The organism is Sulfurospirillum sp. hDNRA2, assembly GCF_024206095.2.
Classification (GTDB): domain Bacteria; phylum Campylobacterota; class Campylobacteria; order Campylobacterales; family Sulfurospirillaceae; genus Sulfurospirillum.
On the sequence record NZ_CP159800.1, the window covers coordinates 883,097 to 902,105 of the forward strand.

22 protein-coding genes are annotated in these 19,009 nt (G+C 45.1%); 15 read left to right on the plus strand and 7 right to left on the minus strand.

What is annotated here, in order from left to right; genetic code table 11:
• Positions 1–3: 3 nt before the first annotated feature.
• Genes NL930_RS04600 through NL930_RS04615 form a run of 4 tightly spaced genes read right to left on the minus strand, consistent with a single transcriptional unit; the run spans position 4 to position 3,640 of the window.
• Complete coding sequence (locus NL930_RS04600) at positions 4–558, minus strand: ferric reductase-like transmembrane domain-containing protein (protein ID WP_254375831.1); 555 nt, start codon at positions 556–558, stop codon at positions 4–6.
• Positions 555–1,481: a protein-methionine-sulfoxide reductase catalytic subunit MsrP gene (gene msrP / locus NL930_RS04605; RefSeq protein ID WP_254375832.1), complete on the minus strand. Its 927-nt coding sequence runs from the start codon at positions 1,479–1,481 to the stop codon at positions 555–557. Before msrP ends, NL930_RS04600 begins: the two co-directional genes overlap by 4 nt.
• Before the next feature lie 21 nt (positions 1,482–1,502).
• Positions 1,503–3,155, minus strand: coding sequence for a GMC family oxidoreductase (locus NL930_RS04610; protein ID WP_254375833.1), 1,653 nt, complete (start codon positions 3,153–3,155; stop codon positions 1,503–1,505).
• Positions 3,152–3,640 (minus strand): hypothetical protein, encoded by a 489-nt coding sequence (locus tag NL930_RS04615; protein WP_254375834.1) that lies wholly within the window; start codon positions 3,638–3,640, stop codon positions 3,152–3,154. The genes NL930_RS04610 and NL930_RS04615 overlap by 4 nt, the downstream gene beginning before the upstream one ends.
• A gap of 111 nt (positions 3,641–3,751) precedes the next feature.
• On the opposite strand from NL930_RS04615, the gene NL930_RS04620 reads away from it, so the two are divergent.
• The 3 genes from NL930_RS04620 (at position 3,752) to NL930_RS04630 (ending at position 5,850) form a co-directional block, all read left to right on the plus strand.
• Positions 3,752–3,967 carry a hypothetical protein gene (locus NL930_RS04620; RefSeq protein WP_254375835.1) on the plus strand — a complete coding sequence of 72 codons (216 nt, stop codon included), beginning with the start codon at positions 3,752–3,754 and terminating at the stop codon, positions 3,965–3,967.
• Positions 3,968–4,037: 70 nt separating this feature from the next.
• Positions 4,038–4,694 carry a response regulator transcription factor gene (locus tag NL930_RS04625; protein ID WP_060825612.1) on the plus strand — a complete coding sequence of 219 codons (657 nt, stop codon included), beginning with the start codon at positions 4,038–4,040 and terminating at the stop codon, positions 4,692–4,694.
• Entirely contained in the window at positions 4,687–5,850 is a 1,164-nt protein-coding gene (locus tag NL930_RS04630; RefSeq protein ID WP_254375836.1) for a HAMP domain-containing sensor histidine kinase, read from the plus strand. Before NL930_RS04625 ends, NL930_RS04630 begins: the two co-directional genes overlap by 8 nt.
• Positions 5,851–5,869: 19 nt before the next feature.
• On the opposite strand, the gene nudC is transcribed toward NL930_RS04630, so the two are convergent.
• Positions 5,870–6,706 carry an NAD(+) diphosphatase gene (nudC, locus tag NL930_RS04635; RefSeq protein WP_254375837.1) on the minus strand — a complete coding sequence of 279 codons (837 nt, stop codon included), beginning with the start codon at positions 6,704–6,706 and terminating at the stop codon, positions 5,870–5,872.
• 179 nt (positions 6,707–6,885) lie between these two features.
• On the opposite strand from nudC, the gene NL930_RS04640 reads away from it, so the two are divergent.
• Complete coding sequence (locus NL930_RS04640) at positions 6,886–7,062, plus strand: hypothetical protein (RefSeq protein ID WP_254375838.1); 177 nt, start codon at positions 6,886–6,888, stop codon at positions 7,060–7,062.
• Positions 7,063–7,148: 86 nt separating this feature from the next.
• Here NL930_RS04640 and NL930_RS04645 read toward each other — a convergent pair whose 3' ends face one another.
• Positions 7,149–7,463 (minus strand): helix-turn-helix transcriptional regulator, encoded by a 315-nt coding sequence (locus tag NL930_RS04645; RefSeq protein ID WP_041963684.1) that lies wholly within the window; start codon positions 7,461–7,463, stop codon positions 7,149–7,151.
• Between the two features lie 104 nt (positions 7,464–7,567).
• Between NL930_RS04645 and NL930_RS04650 the strand changes: the two genes are divergently transcribed.
• Positions 7,568–8,200: a LysE family translocator gene (locus NL930_RS04650; RefSeq protein WP_254375839.1), complete on the plus strand. Its 633-nt coding sequence runs from the start codon at positions 7,568–7,570 to the stop codon at positions 8,198–8,200.
• A 97-nt stretch (positions 8,201–8,297) separates the two neighbouring features.
• Here NL930_RS04650 and NL930_RS04655 read toward each other — a convergent pair whose 3' ends face one another.
• Complete coding sequence (locus NL930_RS04655) at positions 8,298–11,399, minus strand: efflux RND transporter permease subunit (RefSeq protein WP_254375840.1); 3,102 nt, start codon at positions 11,397–11,399, stop codon at positions 8,298–8,300.
• 110 nt (positions 11,400–11,509) lie between these two features.
• Here NL930_RS04655 and NL930_RS04660 point away from each other — a divergent pair, with 110 nt between their 5' ends.
• The 10 genes from NL930_RS04660 (at position 11,510) to NL930_RS04705 (ending at position 18,983) form a co-directional block, all read left to right on the plus strand.
• Positions 11,510–12,301 (plus strand): ABC transporter ATP-binding protein, encoded by a 792-nt coding sequence (locus NL930_RS04660; protein ID WP_254375841.1) that lies wholly within the window; start codon positions 11,510–11,512, stop codon positions 12,299–12,301.
• Positions 12,302–12,364: 63 nt separating this feature from the next.
• On the plus strand, positions 12,365–12,853 hold the full coding sequence (locus NL930_RS04665) for a 3-isopropylmalate dehydratase small subunit (protein WP_039672964.1): 489 nt from the start codon (positions 12,365–12,367) through the stop codon (positions 12,851–12,853).
• Positions 12,850–13,923: a 3-isopropylmalate dehydrogenase gene (leuB, locus tag NL930_RS04670; protein WP_060825620.1), complete on the plus strand. Its 1,074-nt coding sequence runs from the start codon at positions 12,850–12,852 to the stop codon at positions 13,921–13,923. Before NL930_RS04665 ends, leuB begins: the two co-directional genes overlap by 4 nt.
• Positions 13,920–14,168, plus strand: coding sequence for a tol-pal system YbgF family protein (locus NL930_RS04675; RefSeq protein WP_025345259.1), 249 nt, complete (start codon positions 13,920–13,922; stop codon positions 14,166–14,168). The genes leuB and NL930_RS04675 overlap by 4 nt, the downstream gene beginning before the upstream one ends.
• A gap of 4 nt (positions 14,169–14,172) precedes the next feature.
• Positions 14,173–14,547: a hypothetical protein gene (locus NL930_RS04680; protein ID WP_060825621.1), complete on the plus strand. Its 375-nt coding sequence runs from the start codon at positions 14,173–14,175 to the stop codon at positions 14,545–14,547.
• Complete coding sequence (locus tag NL930_RS04685; RefSeq protein WP_254375842.1) at positions 14,544–15,668, plus strand: CCA tRNA nucleotidyltransferase; 1,125 nt, start codon at positions 14,544–14,546, stop codon at positions 15,666–15,668. Before NL930_RS04680 ends, NL930_RS04685 begins: the two co-directional genes overlap by 4 nt.
• A gap of 3 nt (positions 15,669–15,671) precedes the next feature.
• Positions 15,672–16,514 (plus strand): formyltetrahydrofolate deformylase, encoded by an 843-nt coding sequence (purU, locus tag NL930_RS04690; RefSeq protein ID WP_039672955.1) that lies wholly within the window; start codon positions 15,672–15,674, stop codon positions 16,512–16,514.
• A 121-nt stretch (positions 16,515–16,635) separates the two neighbouring features.
• The gene (locus tag NL930_RS04695; RefSeq protein ID WP_060825623.1) at positions 16,636–17,115 is read left to right on the plus strand and encodes a tRNA (cytidine(34)-2'-O)-methyltransferase; all 480 of its coding nucleotides are present in this window, start codon (positions 16,636–16,638) and stop codon (positions 17,113–17,115) included.
• A gap of 11 nt (positions 17,116–17,126) precedes the next feature.
• Positions 17,127–17,822: an SIMPL domain-containing protein gene (locus NL930_RS04700; protein WP_254375843.1), complete on the plus strand. Its 696-nt coding sequence runs from the start codon at positions 17,127–17,129 to the stop codon at positions 17,820–17,822.
• 21 nt (positions 17,823–17,843) lie between these two features.
• The gene (locus tag NL930_RS04705; protein WP_254375844.1) at positions 17,844–18,983 is read left to right on the plus strand and encodes an aminoacetone oxidase family FAD-binding enzyme; all 1,140 of its coding nucleotides are present in this window, start codon (positions 17,844–17,846) and stop codon (positions 18,981–18,983) included.
• Positions 18,984–19,009 lie beyond the last annotated feature (26 nt).

Below are 19,009 nucleotides of genomic sequence, written 5' to 3' on the forward strand. Positions count from 1 at the left end.
ATCTTAGTGCCGCTTTGACATGGTAAAGCGGCACTCCTTCCACACCCTTTCTCCGAGTAACACGATGCCGATCGCCATCATGCCGTACTCAAACGCTCCGGCGACTTTTTGCGCCCAAAAATCGTGAAGCAAAATAAGCACCAGTGCACCGTAAACGGCTTTATGATAGCGCGAAAAACGCGCAAAAAGTTTTTTGGTAGACGTCAACGCCATCAACAAAAGAATCAAAAAGGCGATAACACCGACGTAGATGAACGGCTTTTTGAGGCTTTTTTTAAAGAGCGTCACGAAGTCCAATTCGCTGTCTAAAACGATAAAAACGCTTACATGTAAAAAGGCGTAGACAAACGCAAAAAGTCCGAGCGTTTTGCGAAAACGAAGCAGATTGAGGGTGCAAACTCTTTGACATGTAGAAGGCACTAAGGAAAGTAACAGAAGCAACAAGGCTCCCACACCCGTCGTAGTGTAGAGCATCTTGATAGGGTCGATGGCACTTTCAAGCGTGTAGTACGCATAGCCTAGCGGTAAAAGGGCTAAAACAACGATGAGTGTTTTCAATACTGCTTCCTCAAATCCATACCGGCATATAAATGCGAAACCTCTTTTTCGTAACCGTTAAACATCAGCGTCTCTTGCTTGGAGAGTTTACCGAGTAGGCGTTCTTTGGCTTGGCTCCACCTTGGATGATCGACGTGAGGGTTGACGTTGGCGTAAAACCCGTACTCTTCCGGTGCCATCGCCTGCCATGTGTTGAGGGGTTGTTCTTCCACGCATTCGATGAGATCAAGCGATTTGATGGATTTAAAGCCGTATTTCCACGGAACGACAAGACGAATGGGCGCGCCGTTTTGTTTGGGCAAAGGCTTGCCGTACATACCGACCGCTAAAAAGGTAAGCGGATGCCTTGCTTCGTCCATACGAAGTCCTTCCACGTAGGGGTGTTTGATGGAGGCAAAAAGACCTTTGGCTTGGTCTGGGAAGATGTCCGGTTCGTGACGCGTGGTAAATTTGACGTATTTGGCTTTGGAGTTTGGTTGTAAATAATCAAGCAGCTTATAAAGCGGAAATCCGATCCACGGTACGACCATCGACCAACCTTCGACGCAACGAAAACGGTAAATCCGCTCTTCCAGCCCGAATTTCGCGATAAGATCGTCTACTTCGACCATCTCTTCGCGTGCAATTTCGCCGAAAAATCCTAAACTCCACGGTTTCAGTTTTATTACTTGCGCCATTTTCACGGGGGCGGTTTTATCGGTGGAAAACTCGTAGAAATTGACGTAGTTGCTGACTTGCTCGAACGTATTGGGTGTCAGTTTTAACGGGTTGGGGTCTTTCGTGAAAGAGAGTTGTATCTCTTCTGGCATAGAAGCTAAAAGTTGCGAGAGCGCGGTGGAGCTTACCAGTGCGCCCGCTCCGAGTTTGAGAAAATGACGGCGTGCCTCAAAGAGGATTTCCGGCGTGATAGAAGGTGTCGGCATGTTTATTCCTTTGTCCTGCGCTTATACGAGGAGATCAAAATGGTTTTTAATATAATCGGCGATACGAAAGGCGTTTGCATAAATCGTCCATGTGTAAGGAACACTGCCTCCTGTGGGCATAAAACTCCCGTCTGTTACGAAAAGATTGGGAATATCGTGGCTTTGGCAATAGCGATTGAGCACGTGTTTTTTAGGATCGTCACCAAAACGGCAGCCTCCCGCTTGGAGATTTTGAGACGGTAAAGGAGAAATTTCGTACGCTATATTTTTTGCTCCCATGTGTTGGAGTAATTGAGTCGCTTTGGTGGCTAAAAATTCTCCCACCCTTATATCTTCGGGATGCGCCCCTATGCGAATGTTTGCAACGGGAATGCCGTATTTATCTTTGTATTTTTCATCAACGGAGACGAAACAGTTATCATTGGGCATCCAGTCGTTAAATATTTCAAAATTAAGCACTCTCTTTGTCGTAAAGGTTTGAAAGATTTTATCTTGAAGCTTTTGCCCAAAGATGAGTTTGTCGTCTTCTCGTTTCAAAGCGTTGGCACGTCGAATCGGGTTGGCATGTTCAAATAAAAAGTCGATCAATCCACCTTTAAACTTTGGTGTAAAATACCAATCTTTTAAGGCACGATTTACAAAAAGCCCCGGTTGCAAAAGAACTTCTTGACTAAAATGGCTTACATCAAACTCACCTGAACCCATACCCCCACCTGAAAAGAGAAGATTTTTTCCAACGGCTCCTGAAGAATTGGCTAACCCATTCGGAAATGCCTCATTTTTGGAATTTAACAATAAACGTGAACTCTCAACTGCTTGCGCTGCAAGGATAAAAAGTTTTGCTTTTACCTGTTTTTGAGTGCCTTCCTTTGTAAGATAAAGTGCTTTTTTAACCTTGTGCGTACCATCGGTTTCCAATTTGACTACAAAAGCGTTTGCTATGATATGTAAATTACCGGTTGCTAAAGCAGGTTGAATTAAAGCAGCTCTTGAGCTTCCTTTTGCTCCGCTTGAACATGCGTAAGAGCCGCAATAATGAGAATAGTAACACGGGTTTCGGTTCCCTTTAGGTTCGGAAAGAATGGCTCTTGGTGTCATGAAAGGGGTGAAGTTTAACTCTTTACATGCCGCATCAAATTTTTCAACAATGGGGTGTTCTGCTAAAGGGGGATACGGGTATGCGTTAGTGCTTCTTGGTTCTTGATGCGCATGTTCGCTAACACGTCCTGAAACACCAACGATTTTTTCAACCATATCATAGTAAGGCTCAAGCTCTTCATAGCGTATAGGCCAATCTTCAATATTGGCTCCCTCATACGCGCCGTAAACGGATTTTAGCTTAAAATCATTTGGTTTAAGGCGATGAAAAAAGCCGCTCATGAAATTGGAAGAGCCTCCCAGAAGACTTCCGTTCCAAAAATTCCAATGATTTTCATAGGTAGGTGTTTTGATCCATTTTCCCTCTTCCAAGGTTTCAATCGTATGGTACTCATCGCTTAGTTTGGGCGTAAAAACTGGGCGTTTGGTATAAGCGATTTCATCTTTGGAAAAATCTTTTTCACTGTAAATATCGCCTTTTTCGAGGATAACGACCTTTTTCCCAGCATGTGAAAGCTCATAAGCAAGCGGTCCTGCTCCCGCACCGCTACCGATAATGCAAACATCGTACTTCATGCTTTTCTTCCGTATTTTTGCATAGGGCGAGGATTTCCATTGACATGTAAGGTTGCATTCCACCCTCGTTCATGGGTATTTCCACCGTAAATAGGATCGCTAAACATAGCTTCAAGCGTATAATAGATAAGTCTTGAAAGCCATTTTTCTAAGTCATCATCTTTTGTTACAATCTCTAAGATTTTGTTTTTGGATACAGTATCTTTCTCCCAAAAATCCGGAAATTTTTGATGAAAAACAAAAGCTCCTTTGATAAGCAACTCTAAATCATTTGCATCAAAATATTCGGATGAACTGTTCGATACCAAATAAAAAAGTGCATTTACCTCCTGTGCTGATGGCATGTGTTGGGTTTTGGGAAATAAAACGTCTTGCACACTTGCTATGGTTTCCCATACGTCTTTAGGAATTTCTCGAGCGTGCGTATCCATTCTCAAAAACAAAGGTGATGTAGCACCGAGTGCTATAAAGGTTCGTCTCTTCATGGTAGCTATTTTAGCACACCGCATGTAAAGGATTTGTGTAATAAAACTACATAATGACTACACGTAAAATCATTATACTGCCACTATCCAAACCCCAAAAAAGGAGATTTTATGCAAGTTAAAGTTAAACCTCTTGTAGCGTTAGGTATGGCTGCAATGTTCGTAAGCGGTGCAATGGCAGCCGAGGGTAAATGCGGCGGAGAGATGAACGCTACCAAAGATACCAAAGAGATGAAAAAGCCTGTCGATGCAAAATGCGGCGGCGATAAAATGTCTCAGGATACCAAAAAACCCGCCGATGCAAAGTGCGGAGCGGAAAAGAAATAAGTAAGGCTCACAGTCATACCGTAGCCTTCGCAAAAGGCTATGGTATAATGGATGAAAAAGGGAATGCTCGATGAAGATTTTAGTGTTGGAGGACGATCCTATTTTGTCCGACATTTTACTCTGTCATCTCAACGGACATAGGCATCAAACCGTGCATTTTTGCGATGGACAATCAGCTTTTGATGCACTGAACGATCAAAAATTTGACCTTTTAATTCTTGACATCAATGTCCCCAAATTAAGCGGTATCGACCTTCTTAAAGAAATTCGTACGTATCAAAACAATACTCCTACCATTATTATAACCGCCTTTCAAGATACGGCTCATTTAAAAAAAGGCTTTGAGAACGGCTGTGATGATTATATTAAAAAACCTTTTGATCTGGAAGAGCTGGATTTAAGAATTAAAAATATTCAAAAACGCTTTCACATCGTCAATGAAGAAGCCCTAAAATTAGACGACGATGTTTCGTTAATCGTTTCAAAAAATCGTTTGCTTGTCAATGGAATATCCTACACGCTTACTCGCAAAGAGTGTAAAATTTTACTGTATCTGTGCAATCAAAAAGGGAAAGTCGTTTCTTCGGAAGAGCTTATTCAAAATTTATGGGATTATCATGAAATGCCCAGTGAAGCGACGATTAGAGTTTATATTAAAAATTTACGCACTATTTTAGGAAAAGATAAAATTCAAACCGTTAGAGGAAATGGATACCTTTTTGAATAAAGAAGAACTTAAAACATTATGGGGATTTTTAATCGTCTATGTTGCCTCCGCTTTGATCCTTATGGTGATCATTGCTATTTTGTATTACCGTAACGAGACATATAAAATTAACGAAAAACGCTTAATGGAAATTAAAACCGTCATCATGGGTTACGAAAAAGAGCTGATGAGGGCGGAAATGGATAAAGTACCTTATGCGTTTCATCCACCGAAAGAGTTTTTTAGCGTGGCATTGTTAAACAGGGAAAAACAACCTCTTTTTTCGAACTTCAAAAATCAGATTGTTGATGTGAATGCAACACGTTACGCCGTTCGCGAATTAGCAACGCCTATCAATGAAGTCGCCTATATTGTTGTCGATGAAGCCAAGAGCGAACAAGAGATATTCACGTTAAAATTCATTATTTTCTTGAGTATTTTTATATCCGCTATTTTTGTCGGTATTGAAGGTTATTTTTTAAGTCGGTTTTTACTCAAGCCCGTTCATTCGCGCATTGAAAAACTCAATAAATTTATTAAAGACAGTTCGCATGAACTCAATACGCCCGTAGCGGCTTTGATGATGAGCGTTTCAAGCCTGAAACAAAGCTCTTTTAGCGATAGACGCATTATTAACCATATCTCTATTAGTACCAAACTCATTTCACAGATTTACAATAGCTTAAGCTACATCGCTTTTAACGATATCGATGAAGTCTTTGAAGAGTCCTTTGATCTTGCTCTTTTAATCCAAGAGAGCGTTAGCTATTTCAATGAAATCGCCGCGACGAAAGAAAATACGATTACCGCGCAACTTCAAACAACCTTTATTCATATGGATAAGTCCCGTATTCAAAAAGTGATTCACAATCTTTTATCCAATGCCATCAAATACAGTTATCCCAAAACAACGATTTCCGTGAAACTTTCCGAGTACCTTTTGACGGTTACCGACAAGGGTATCGGTATTAGCGAAGAAAATAAAAAAACTATTTTTAAGCGATTTGAACGTAGAAGCACCACGGTCGGTGGTTTTGGTATAGGACTGGATATTGTGAATTCTGTTTGCAAAATGTACCGTATTAAAGTTTGGGTTGAATCCGTAGCCATGAAGGAAACCACGTTTTACTTACAATTTCCTCCGCTTCGAAACGGTGGTACAAACCTATCGGTTTGAAAAAGAGTTCAAACGCGATTTAGTGTTTTTGTAGCCACGTTTGGATCATTTGATAAGCGATACTTGTGGAATAGGGCAGGTCGGGAAGCGTCTCTTTGGTAAACCATTTGGCGTCTTCGAGCTCCTCTTCTTGAATGATGATTTCTCCGCTTTTGTATCGGGCGAAAAAGCCGATCATAAACGAATGGGGAAACGGCCACGGTTGCGTACCGAAATACTCCAAGTCTTCGATTTCGAGTCCGACTTCTTCTTTGACTTCCCGCACCACACACGCTTCGGCACTCTCTCCGGCTTCGACGAATCCGGCGATCAGGCTGTACATGCTATTGGCATAATGGTACGAACGCGCTAAGAGTATCTCATCGCCGCGCGTAATCAGGACGATGCATGCGGGGGAGAGTTTTGGAAACGAAAGTTGTCCGCAAGCGGTACATTTGAGCGATGACATGGTTGCAAAGTAGCTAAAAGGCGCACCGCATCTGCCGCAAAAACGGTTGTCTTGTAACCAGTGTACGAGTTGTTTCGCGCGAATTAACGGCTCTAAGAGATGATCTCCGACCAAAGGAAGAATGCTTCGAAGCTGTCTTTTTTCAAAAGGTGCATTCACTTCCAAAGCCCCATCCCAAAGGTAGAGGCTAAAGGTTTGTCGATCGTTTTTAGCGATATCGAATCGGTGCGTCGGTTCTTGAAAGCGGGCTAAATCTTCTTCCGAGGGAAAGGTAAGATCGGGAAGCAGTAAGACTAAATCATCCGAAAATGCTAAAATGAATCGATTTGGTTCGTGTTGCGTCGGTTTAAAAAACGGAACAATAGGGTTCGCCATCGCAAAATCCTCTTTTTTTGATCGAAGCATCATAGCACAAACCCCCTAAAGAGCCTTAAAAGTGGATTTTTGAGAGGAAAAAGAAAAAAATTGAAAAATTCGTTATGTTTTAAAATATATTACGATATACTATGCTTCTGATTTGAGCGTCAAGGCTTCATGCGCTTCCCCATGTTTGAAGCTTTGACGGTTCGTTGATCAAAGGAGTCGCGATGGAAGTTTTCAATACGATTTTTTGTTCGCTATGTGAAATTAGCAGTATTTTGACGCTTTTTTGCTTAATGCTCATTGGTATTTACGGATTAACCTTCAAATGTTTTACCCTGTTTTTAAGGTTTGATAAAACCGTTTCTTCCCAAAACAAAACCCACCCGCCGTTTCAATCCTAAGCTTCTCTAAACGGCAAGACGGGCAATATGACCGTTCTCTTAGGCAATGGGGCGATTCGTTCAACATAAACTGGAACAAAAGAAAATCATTTTTCACTCTTACATGTAACGTTGCAAAGCGGAACGGGCATCTCCAAATAGCCGATCTCTTCTAAACATGCCAGCCTAAAACGATCTAAGGGTGAGCGAACTTTATAGTAGGCCCATTTACCGCGCCGCTCAACGCGCAAAAAGCCGGCATCTTTGAGGATTTTAAGATGGCGCGAGACGCGCGACTGGATCATGCAAAATGCCGATTCAATTTCGCAGACGCAAACTTCGCCGTTTTGATGAATAAAGTTTAAGATTTGCAAGCGCGTTTCGTCGTTGAGCGCGCCGACGGTTTTTAAAAAAGTTTCCATAAGCACTCTTTTGGGTTTAATGTGGAGTAGTATAGCATAAGAAGATTTCATATCAAGATATATTGATTTATAAAATGCGCTATAATTTTATAAAAAGGTTTGTCATGGAACTTCATACATGGCTTTTGTACCTGACGGTTGCGCTTATTGCTATCGTAAGCCCAGGTCCTGCCGTACTTTTGGCAATCAATAACTCCATTATCTACGATCTCAAAGCGACCGCTTTTTCCTCTTTGGGCAATATCATCGGTCTTTTTGTCCTCTCAAGTGCCGCGATGCTCGGGCTTGGCGTGATGTTAAAAACGTCCGCAATACTTTTTGCGGTATTTAAAGTTTTAGGGGCATGCTATCTTATTTACATCGGTATCAAGCAGTTTCGTGCCTTCGGTAACATTTTCCAACAGGTTGAACTTGAGCATCGTAAGCGCAAAGCACAAGATGCAAAGATCTTCCAAAAAGGGTTTTTGGTCTGCATCACCAACCCCAAACCGATTATCTTTTTTACGGCACTTTTCCCGCAATTTATCAATCCCGAAGCACCGCTTTTGGAGCAGTTTTTTATTTTGACGTTGACGTTTATGATGCTTTCGTTTAGCACGTTGATGGGATATGCGTATTTTGCTAAACGACTTAAAGCGTGGTTTTTGACTTCGCAAAGAGCTTCGTGGTTTAACCGTGCCGTAGGGGCGATTTTCATCGCTTTGGGTTTGGGGCTTTTAGGGCTTGAACGCAAATAAGATTCTGAGACAATAAGCGTGTGCAAGCGATGAACGCACCCGTGTGGAGCTTCTTGTCGAAGAAAATCTAGTATTTGCGTTACCTTTAACGTAATGCTTATAAAATTTTTTCTTTGATCTTCATCATCCCGTAAAAAAATAGCGGCGTAAAGAAAACGCCGATCAAGGTTAACGTCAACATTCCGCCAACGACGGTTGTTCCGATAATATGGCGACTGTTAGCACCCGCACCCGAACTTAACGCCAAAGGTATCGTTCCGGCGATAAATGCCAAAGAGGTCATAATAATGGGACGAAAGCGGATTTTTGCGCCCTCGATCGTTGCATCGATCAGGCTTAAGCCTTCCTCCATCTTTTGCAACGCAAACTCGACCATTAAGATCGCGTTTTTCGCCGAAAGACCGACGAGAGTAATCAATCCGATTTGAAAATAGATGTCGTTTTGGAGTCCGCGAAGCCAAACACCCGCGTAAGCACCCAAAAGTGCAAACGGAACGGCAAGGACGATTGCCCAAGGGATCAGCCAACTCTCATACAATGCTACGAGAATTAAAAAGATAAACAAGACCGCGAAGACAAACGAGAGATTGCCTTTGCCTAAGAGCAGTTTCTCTTGGAGTGACGCTCCGCCCCATGCAATCGCGTAGTTTTCGGGCAGGACTTCCCGCGCGATCTCTTCCATGATACGCAAGGCGTCGCCTGAGGAGTATCCCATCGCCGTTTCGCCTAAAATTTGCGCCGAGGGGAACATGTTAAAGCGTTTGGTAATGCTAGGATTGAGCGTGCGTTGAAGCGTCATCAGTTCGTTTAGCGCAATAAACGCCCCGCTTGAGGATTTGACGTAAACGTCGCCGTAATTTTGAATCGTTTCGCGAAATTCGTCTTTGGCTTGGACGTTGACTTTGTAGTTGCGCCCGAAAAGATTGACGTCGTTGACGTAAACGCTTCCGAACATCGCCTGAATCGTCGTGTACACGTCGGCGATGTTGACGCCGTAGGCTTTGACTTTAGCTTCGTCGACGTCGATGCGGTATTGGGGCGTACCGGCACTGAGCGTGGAGCGAACCGCTTGCAGTTCTTCGCGTTTTGAAGCTCTTTGGACGATCTCTTTGGCATAGGTTTCCAATGCGGCGTAATTACCGCCCGTTTTATCTTGAATATACATTTCAAAACCGCCTGAAACGCCGAGTCCGATGATGGAAGAGGGCGCAACGGTAATAATACGCGCCTCTTTGTTTTTCGAAAACTCTTTAAGCATGGCTTTTGAAACGGCTTCTACGCTTTGGTTGGCATCCGTGCGTCGATCCCAGTCGTTTAGCCTGACGTAGCTATAACCCGCATCGGTCGTGTAGGCCTTGGAGCTAAAGTCCGATCCCGAAAACCCGCCGACTTTGGCTACGTCCGAAAAACGCATCGCCACCTCGCCTACGAAACGATTGACCTCATGGGTACGGCTCAGCGATGCGCCGGAGGGTAGCGTGCTAACCGCGAAAAAGACGCCTTTGTCCTCTTTGGGAATCAAACCGGTAGGAATATGATGCGACAGTTGGTAAATCCCGAAAATCATTACGCCGAAAAGAAGCAGATTAAAAGCTCCGTAGCGAATCGTTTTCGTGACGATTTGCCCGAAACGCTGCGTTAAAAGATCGAACAAGGCGTTAAATTTTCGAATCAACCATAAAGGCTCTTCTTCCTCTTGTTTTAAAATCAACGCACACAATGCAGGCGTAAGCGTTAAGGCAACCAATCCCGAGATCGTGACCGAAATGACGATCGTAACGGCAAACTGGCGTGACATCGTACCGCTTAATCCGCCCATAAACGCCGCAGGGATAAACACCGCACTGAGAACTAAAACGATGGCTAAAACGGGTGCCGTGATCTCTCGCATCGCCTTGATCGTCGCTTCTTTGACGCTTAACGCCTCTTTGCGCAAAATACGCTCGATATTTTCAATGACGATAATCGCGTCGTCAACGACCAAACCGATGGCAAGGGTCAATCCAAATAGCGTTAAAAGATTGATCGAAAAGCCGCTGGCGTAAAATCCCGCGAACGTTCCGACGATCGAAACGGGAATCGCCAAAACGGGAATCAGCGTTGCGCGAAGATTGCCCAAGAAGAGATACACGACGCCGATAACCAACACGATCGCTTCTAAAAGCGTGACGATCACTTCATGAATGGACGCTCGTACAAACGTCGTCGGATCGTAGGTCGCGTCGATGCGAAGGCCGTCGGGAAAATGGCGTGAAAGCTCTTCTATTTTTTGATCTAACAAGTCCGAAACCTCCAAGGCGTTTGCCGAAGAGGTCAAATAAACGCGAATCGCCGCCATAGGTTGGTTGTTAAAAAGCCCTTTGAAAAAATACTTTTCCGCTCCAAGTTCCACCGAAGCGACGTTTTTCAGGAAAAGAGAAGAGCCGTCGCTTTGCGTTTTAATCAAAATATCGCCGAAGGCTTCGGGTGTTTTTAGGCGTCCTTTAGAAGTGACGGTATAGGTATAAGCCAGCGGTTTTTCCATCGGCTCTTGCCCGAGTTGACCGACGGGAAACTGTTCGTTTTGCGCTTGAATCGCACCGATGACTTCGGAAGGCGTTACTTCGTAAAAGGCGAGTTTTTGCGGGTCGAGCCAAACGCGAATCGAATACTCTTGATTGCCCACGACGCTCGCTTCGGAGACGCCGGGGATACGTTTGAACTCTTCTAAGATATTGTTGATTGCGTAGTTTGCCATATAGGTCGTGTCGTAGCGGTTGTCTTTGGACGTTAACGCCAAAACGCGTAAAACGTCCGCGGATTTGTCGGCAACTTCCACGCCTTGACGTTTGACCGCGTCGGGCAGTTTGCTCTCGGCGATACGAATCCGGTTGTTGACGTCGAGTTTAGCTTGCGCGATGTCGGTATCGACTTCAAAGTAGAGGTTCATCGTCAGCAAGCCGCTAGGAGACGTCGTCGACATCATATAGAGCATATGTTCCACGCCGTTGAGTTGTTGTTCCAACACCGAAGCGACGCTCTCTTCCAAGGTTTTGGCATCTGCACCCGAATAGGTCGTCGAAACGACGATTTGCGGCGGTACGACGTCGGGATACTCTTGAACGGGAAGCGTACGAATCGCGACGATACCCGCAATAACGATCAGCAGCGAAACGACGATAGCAAAATTGGGGCGGTTGATAAAAAATTTGGAAAACATCGAGACGACGACCTTTGGCATGGATTAGGAATGTCACATTTTAACTAAATTTTCTTAATAAGGAAATGCGCTATAATCGTCCTATTGTTTCGTAATTGAGGGGTTTAGGGATGAAAATGATCGATTTTGAACATGTCAGCGTTGCGTACGATGGAGAAAACGTCCTCCACGACATCGCTTTAGGGATCGAAAAAGGGCAACATACGGCGATTTTGGGCGCGAACGGTTCGGGCAAATCGACGCTTTTGAAACTCTTTTCCAACGACATTTATCCGCGTTTTAATCCGAAAATGCGCAAAGAGATTTTCGGCAAGAGCATTTGGGATATTTGGGAGCTTAAAAAACATCTGGGCATCATCACGAACGATCTGCACTACCAATTTAGCGAGCGCGCTCCCGATTTAAACGGCTTTGAAGTGACGCTTTCGGGATTTTACAGTAGCTTTCACATCTACGAGCATCAAGAGTTTTCACCCTTACATGTACAAAAAGTGAAAGAAGTTTTGGAGTTTTTGGAGATTGTGCATTTGCGCGACAAACGCATTTCCCAAATGTCCACGGGAGAGCTTCGTAAATGCATTATCGCAAGAGCCTTGGTGCATGAACCCCAAGCGATGATTTTGGACGAGCCGACCGTGGGGCTTGACATTAAAGCGCAAATCAATTTCATTCAATTGGTACGCAAAATCGCGCGCGAACGAACGATTATTTTGGTGACGCATCATCTCGAAGAGGTTTTTGAAGAGATCGCTCAGGTGGTGCTGATTCGCCAAGGGCGCATCTACGCGCAAGGCGATAAAACGGAACTTTTGACCGACGCACATTTGAAAAACGTCTTCGATCTGCCTTTACATGTAGGATGTGAAAACGGACGTTATTTTGTGCAAAGCGTCGGGGATTAAACTTTTTCACAAGCCTCTTTGGCTAAAATTTTATCATATCAAGAGACTACGAAGGACAATGTCATGAGTACCATTAGCGGAAAAGTGTGGTGTTTTGGCGATAATATCGACACCGATTTGATTATCGCGGCACGCTATCTCAATACTTCCGACCCTAAAGAATTGGCAAAACACGTGATGGAAGACGCCGATCCCGAATTTGTTAAAAAAATGCAAGCAGGCGATATTATCGTTGCGGGCGAGAATTTTGGATGCGGCAGTAGTCGCGAGCATGCGCCTATCGCTTTAAAAGCGGCGGGTATTCGAGCCGTAGTGGCGAAGAGTTTTGCGCGTATTTTTTACCGCAACGCGTTCAATACGGGACTGCCTATTTTCGAGCTTTCCAATACCGAAGCGATTCAAGAGGGCGATAATATCGCTATTTCGATGGAAAGCGGCGAGATTAAACACGGCGCACAAACATACCGATTTACGCCGATTCCTCCGTTTATGCAAGAGCTTTTAGCGTGCGGCGGTTTGATGAATTACGCAAAAAAAGAGATAACGAAATGAAAAAAATTTACAATATAGCAGTCATTCGAGGCGACGGTATCGGTCCTGAAATCGTCGATGAGGCGATTAAAGTTTTAGACAGCGTGTGTGCGAAAGAGAATTTCGAGTTGCGTTACGAAGACTATTTGATGGGCGGCGTGGCGTACGATTTTAAAGGAACGCCGCTTCCGGAGGAGACGATCGAGGGATGTTTAAAAAGCGACGCCGTACTTTTCGGTGCGATCGGCGGCGAAAAATGGGACACTTTAGCGCGTGAATTTCGCCCTGAGACGGGACTTTTAAAACTTCGCAAAGCGTTGGGGCTTTTTGCTAACCTCCGACCGACCAGCGTTTACGACGAATTGTTGGAAGCCAGTACCCTCAAACCCGAAGTGCTTCAGGGCGTAGACCTTTTGGTCGTGCGCGAACTTACCGGCGGTATCTATTTCGGCGAGCCCAGAGCCAACGACGGTTTTAAAGGCTACAACACGATGGTTTACACCAAACCCGAGATCGAACGTATCGCACGCGTCGCATTTGAATCGGCGATGAAACGTCGTAAAATCGTCTGTTCGGTCGATAAAGCCAACGTTTTGGAAGTCTCTCAGCTTTGGCGCGACACGGTCATCGAAATTTCCAAAGAGTACCCCGAAGTAACACTTTCTCACATGTACGTCGATAATGCGGCGATGCAGTTGGTTCGAAATCCCAAACAATTCGACGTCATTTTAACGGGCAATATTTTTGGCGATATCTTAAGCGACGAAGCGAGTATGATCAGCGGTTCTATCGGCTTATTGCCCTCAGCTTCTATCGGCGGAACGGTCGGACTTTTCGAGCCGATTCACGGTTCGGCTCCGGACATCGCGGGACAAGGCATCGCCAATCCCTTAGCGACGATTTTGAGTGCGTCGATGATGCTTCGTTTCGCTTTGGGCGAAGTATCAGCCGCCGATCGTATTGAAACGGCAATCAAAAACGTCTTAAAAGAGGGCTATCGTACGAAAGACTTGGCGAATTACGGTGCGAAAGAGGTTTGTTCTACGACGCAAATCGGCTCGATTATCGCGGATTACGTTGCGAAACTATGAAAACCTTAACGCTGGCTTCGATTTACGAACTCCAAGGTCTCAAAAACGAGGCTTTGGAGATTTACAAAGAGCTTTTGCGTGAAAATCCCGACAATAAAGAGGCGAAAATCGCCATCAAACGGCTTTCGGGCATTCGTAAAAAATATTTGGGCGTCGATGAAGAGATGAAAAAGTTTTTTTTAACGATGAATTCGGAAGTGGAGTTTTTAGAGTTTGAGCGTTGGCTAGTAAAACTATGGAAGTGAGAGCATGGAACTAAAAGAGATGATTTTATCCACCCTCAAGGAGCTTGAACAAAGCGTTCCTCAAGAGGAAAAACAATCCCTACAGCCTCCAAGACGCCCTGAAGTACAAGACGTCGAATTTCAACCCGAACCGCTTTTAGAGTTTGCCGAAGAGCCGAATATGCTTAAAGTCTACGACGACGAGCTGATGCACGAAGACGACAAGCACAAGCAGTTTTATCTGAATTTGCGCGAGCGTATTTTGGTTCTCTTCGAGGGCTTTCAGTCGCCGAACAATAAAAACATCGAAGCCAAGATCGATTTGACGCTGAATTTTTTAGAGTATCTTTTAGCGACGATCGACGAGCAATTGGAGAAGATGGAACCTCGCGTCTCATGAAGCCGCTTTGTTCGATTCCACGGCACTTTTATACCCAAGTGTCGCGCGCGGTTGAACTGCTGAAGCCGTACACGAAACGTGCGTATCTGGTCGGCGGAAGCGTGCGCGATTTGCTGACAAACACGCCTTTGCACGATCTTGACATCGAAGTTTACGACATGACGCCCGAAACGTTTGAGAGCGTCATGCTCCAAGCCGGAGCGGTGGGTGTGGGAAAAAGTTTTTTCGTGTATAAACTGGGCGACATCGATTTTGCACTGCCGCGCGTCGAGCGTAAAAGCGGTGTCGGACATAGCGCATTTGAGATCGAAGTGTGCCAAGACGAACGCGAAGCGTCCAAGCGTCGCGATTTTAGTATGAACGCGATGATGCTCAATATTTTCGACGAAACGCTACTCGATTTTTGGGGCGGACAAGCCGCCATTGCGCGCAAAACGCTGGCGATGATCGATGAAGCGCGCTTTAGGGAGGACAGTTTGAGGGTTCTGCGTGCGGTGCAATTTAGCGCACGGTTGGGCTTTAAGATCGAGCCTCGAAGTTTGGACGTGATGCGAAGCATCGACCTTAGCGATCTAAGTCGTCCGCGCATTTTATGGGAGTTTGAAAAGCTTTTTCGCGCCCCGTTTTTGCATTACGGGCTTTTTTACATGTACGCGCTTGGGTTGTTTGAAAAATGCTTTACATGTAACGTCGAAAACCGCTTTTTTGAGATCGCGCACGAATTGCTACGATGCAAGCAAAATTTTGAAGAAGCGTTGCTTCCTTACTATTTTGTTTACATCGTCGCCAATCGTTTAGGCGAAGACCCGCTTCGCTGGCTCAACGTGTTGGAAGCTCCCAAGCACTACCTTCACGCTTTGAGGCGGCAGCCGTTTTTTGAAGGAAAGATCGGCGATGAGGCACTCTTACATGTCAGTCTTGAAAAACCCCTTTCGCAATGGCTCGGCAATTACCGTCGCGGCGTTAAAGAACGCGCGATCGCTTTGGGGATTTGGGATCAGATCTTTACCGGCGGTGTGGACGTTCAAGAGGTAATATCAGACGGGTTTGAAAAAGAGGCGATCGGCATAGAATTGAAACGAAGACGAATCGAAAAAATACAACAACAGTGTGAGGCATAAGGTATGCAAGAGAATAGAAACTATATTTTAAAGATCGATTGTACCGACGAAAAAGGGTTGATTTACCGTATTTCAGACGTGGTATTTAAGTACCAACTCAACATCATCAAAAACGATGAATACGTCGATCGGGAAAACGGCAAGTTTTTTATGCGCGCGGAAGTAAGCGGCGAAGTCGATATGAACGCGTTTAAAGGAACGCTTGAGGCGATGTTGCCCTCAGGTGCCGAGATTTACGTCGCCGAAGCGCGCAAAAAAGATATTATTTTAATGGGAACGAAAGAGACGCACTGCTTGGGCGATATTTTACTGAAGCACGACAGCGGCGATTTAAACGCAAACATCTTGGCACTGGTTTCCAACTACGACGATTTGAGGGATTTGAGCGAAAAATTTCACATTCCCTATCATTGCGTGAGCCATGAGGGACTCAACCGTGCGGAACACGAAGCCAAAGTTTTGGAAGTTTTGGCGGGCTATACGATCGACTATATCGTTTTAGCCAAGTACATGCGTATTTTATCGAGCGAGTTCGTGAGCCATTACGAAGAGCGAATGATCAATATTCACCACTCCTTTTTACCGGCATTTATCGGCGCAAATCCGTATAAACAAGCCTATGAGCGAGGCGTAAAGATTATCGGCGCGACCGCGCATTTCGTGAACAATCATTTGGACGAAGGTCCCATCATCGCGCAAGACGTGGTGAGAGTCAATCATGAAATGAGCTGGAAAGATATGCAACGAGCCGGTCGCAATGTTGAAAAAGTGGTGCTTTCCAATGCTCTTGATTTGGTCTTTGAAGAGCGCATTTTTGTGCATGATAATAAGACCATTATCTTTTAAAACCATTTTTACGCGCCGTGTGAGCAAAGCTCATAAAGCTACGTTGCACTAGGCACTGATGAAGCTAGCCACTGTGTGGCAGAAAAAAAGCCAACCGTTTTTCTTCTGAGGAGATAAGTTTATGTTTAATATCGTTTTAGTCCACCCACAAATTCCGCAAAATACGGGCAGCATTGGGCGCATGTGCGTTAATGCTGATTGTAAATTGCACATCATCAAACCTACGATGTTTGAGATCAGCGATAAAACGGTCAAGCGGGCAGGGTTGGATTATTGGCATCTCTTAGATGTCACGGTGTGGGAAAATCTGGATGCTTTTTTAGAAGCGCATCAAGACAAACTAGATCGTTTCTTTTTTGCGACCACAAAAACTACAAAAACGTATTTTGAAGCCTCGTTTCAGCCGGGGGATTTTCTCTTTTTCGGTGGCGAATCCACAGGACTTCCGATGGAACTCATGCAGATGAAATGGGACAATGCCATCACGATTCCGATGGGCAAACAAGGCAGAAGCCTCAACCAAGCCACATCGGCAGGCATCATTCTCTACGATGCGATTCGTCAAAATTTTGACGCATTTAAAGCGACATCACTCGCGTAAAAGGGGCTTTTATGAAAAAATGGATTCTTATGGTCAGCCTTTTTCCGCTTCTAGCATGGGCAGATATGTCAATTTCAACGACGGAGCGCGTCTCACAGGTGTTAACGCCGGATATTTTGCGCGCACAGATCGGTTTTGAAGAGCAGGGCAAGAGTGCCGATGGCATCAAAGAGCATCTCAACGCATTAGTTGCTTCGATCAAGCAGTTTGACTCTAAAGGTGAAGTGTGCCATGGTGGTGGGTATTATCTCTCGCCTCGTTACAGTTATAAAGATCAAAAACAGACATTTTTAGGCTACAGTGGCTCGCTCTCTTTGGGGTGCGAGTTTACAAGCATCGATCAGCACAATACGCTTCTTGCCCAGCTAAATGCGATCAAAGCACCCAGCGTGCAAGTCAATCAAAGCGCACTTTCGTGGGATGTGAGCGTCAAAGCACGTGAAAAAGCGCGTCTTTTGATGCGAACATCACTGTTAAAGACGGCAACGGAGCAAGCGCTTTTTTTCTCCAAAGAGACCAAAATGCGCTGTAACGTAAGCTCCGTTTCGTTTGACGGCACACAACCCTCTGAGCCTGTGATGATGAAAAGCATGCTTCGCGCTAGCGCACCGCTCAAAGAAGAGTCTACTTCTACTGAAGCACCTATTTTGCGTGATGAAACGCTCTTTTTGGATGCGAACGTTCAGTACACCTGTGTGAACGAGTAATCTTTTGATGAAGCGTTGTGTTTGAAAATCCACGATATTCTTTTCATCGGTGCGGGGGCGAGTGCGCTGATGGCGGCTTCGCAGTTGCAAGGACGCGATGTCGCACTTGTAGACTCTAACCCCAAAATTGGCATGAAACTGCTGATCTCGGGTGGCGGCAAATGCAACCTCACGAACCGTTTTGCCACGGCTGAGAACTATCTGGGCGATGCAGGATTTATCGCGCTCGTTTTAAAAGCGTTTGATGCGAACTCGACGCTTTTGTTTGCCAAAGAACATCGCCTTGCGTTAGAAGAGCGCGCGCACGGGCAGATGTTTTGTGCGAATAGCGCGAAAGATCTGGTCTCTATTTTTGGGCGATTGACCTCGTTTTGCACCTTTTATTTGCAGACAAACGTTTTACATGTAAAGAAAGAGAAGCACTTTGTGGTGCAGACAAACAAGGGTGAAATTTACGCTCAAAAGCTTGTGGTCGCCAGCGGTGGGCTAAGTTACGCCAGCATCGGTGCGAGCGATATTGGCTACAAGGTCGCCGAGCACTTTGGGCACACGCTCATCACACCTTCTCCCGCCCTTGTAGGTTTGACGCTTCAAAAAGAGCAATTTTGGATGAAAGAGCTCAGCGGTATTGCCATTCCTGTGGTGTTCCATGTCGAGGGAAAACGCTTTCGCGAAAACCTGCTGTTTGCCCACAAAGGCATCAGCGGACCGGCCGTTTTAAGCGGTTCGTTGTACTGGAAAAAAGGGGCGATTTGCATCGACTTTTTACCCGATGTCGTCAACATGGAATCTTTGTTTAAAGCACAACGCCAAAAGCAGATTAGCACAGCACTTCCTCTTCCCAAACGCTTTACCAAAGCCTTTTTAGAAGCACTGGGGCTGGAAGATAAAACCATCGTAAAACTGACCCCCGGCGAGCGCGAGAGTATTGCTTCCCTAAAAGCCTACACATTCGCTCCCGCGGGCAATTTTGGCTACACCAAAGCCGAAGTTACCCGAGGCGGTGTTGCAACTTTCGAAATTGACGATTTAACGATGCAAAGTCGTTTGTGCGAGGGGCTTTATTTTTTAGGCGAGGTTGTTGACGTGACCGGAGAGCTTGGCGGATTTAATTTTCAATGGGCATTTGCTTCCGCAATGCGGTTTGTAAAAAATTTTTGATACAATAGCGCAAATGCGAGGGGTAG

What these genes read in the sequence shown, in the direction of transcription:
- NL930_RS04685 (WP_254375842.1), top strand. Translation starts at nt 14,544, where the DNA reads ATGAAGCCGCTTTGTTCGATTCCACGGCACTTTTATACCCAAGTGTCG.
- NL930_RS04650 (WP_254375839.1), top strand. Translation starts at nt 7,568, where the DNA reads ATGGAACTTCATACATGGCTTTTGTACCTGACGGTTGCGCTTATTGCT.
- NL930_RS04680 (WP_060825621.1), top strand. Translation starts at nt 14,173, where the DNA reads ATGGAACTAAAAGAGATGATTTTATCCACCCTCAAGGAGCTTGAACAA.
- NL930_RS04675 (WP_025345259.1), top strand. Translation starts at nt 13,920, where the DNA reads ATGAAAACCTTAACGCTGGCTTCGATTTACGAACTCCAAGGTCTCAAA.
- NL930_RS04695 (WP_060825623.1), top strand. Translation starts at nt 16,636, where the DNA reads ATGTTTAATATCGTTTTAGTCCACCCACAAATTCCGCAAAATACGGGC.
- NL930_RS04640 (WP_254375838.1), top strand. Translation starts at nt 6,886, where the DNA reads ATGGAAGTTTTCAATACGATTTTTTGTTCGCTATGTGAAATTAGCAGT.
- NL930_RS04660 (WP_254375841.1), top strand. Translation starts at nt 11,510, where the DNA reads ATGAAAATGATCGATTTTGAACATGTCAGCGTTGCGTACGATGGAGAA.
- NL930_RS04620 (WP_254375835.1), top strand. Translation starts at nt 3,752, where the DNA reads ATGCAAGTTAAAGTTAAACCTCTTGTAGCGTTAGGTATGGCTGCAATG.
- leuB (WP_060825620.1), top strand. Translation starts at nt 12,850, where the DNA reads ATGAAAAAAATTTACAATATAGCAGTCATTCGAGGCGACGGTATCGGT.
- NL930_RS04665 (WP_039672964.1), top strand. Translation starts at nt 12,365, where the DNA reads ATGAGTACCATTAGCGGAAAAGTGTGGTGTTTTGGCGATAATATCGAC.
- NL930_RS04655 (WP_254375840.1), bottom strand. Translation starts at nt 11,399, where the DNA reads ATGTTTTCCAAATTTTTTATCAACCGCCCCAATTTTGCTATCGTCGTT.
- NL930_RS04615 (WP_254375834.1), bottom strand. Translation starts at nt 3,640, where the DNA reads ATGAAGAGACGAACCTTTATAGCACTCGGTGCTACATCACCTTTGTTT.
- NL930_RS04645 (WP_041963684.1), bottom strand. Translation starts at nt 7,463, where the DNA reads ATGGAAACTTTTTTAAAAACCGTCGGCGCGCTCAACGACGAAACGCGC.
- msrP (WP_254375832.1), bottom strand. Translation starts at nt 1,481, where the DNA reads ATGCCGACACCTTCTATCACGCCGGAAATCCTCTTTGAGGCACGCCGT.
- purU (WP_039672955.1), top strand. Translation starts at nt 15,672, where the DNA reads ATGCAAGAGAATAGAAACTATATTTTAAAGATCGATTGTACCGACGAA.
- NL930_RS04610 (WP_254375833.1), bottom strand. Translation starts at nt 3,155, where the DNA reads ATGAAGTACGATGTTTGCATTATCGGTAGCGGTGCGGGAGCAGGACCG.
- nudC (WP_254375837.1), bottom strand. Translation starts at nt 6,706, where the DNA reads ATGATGCTTCGATCAAAAAAAGAGGATTTTGCGATGGCGAACCCTATT.
- NL930_RS04625 (WP_060825612.1), top strand. Translation starts at nt 4,038, where the DNA reads ATGAAGATTTTAGTGTTGGAGGACGATCCTATTTTGTCCGACATTTTA.
- NL930_RS04700 (WP_254375843.1), top strand. Translation starts at nt 17,127, where the DNA reads ATGAAAAAATGGATTCTTATGGTCAGCCTTTTTCCGCTTCTAGCATGG.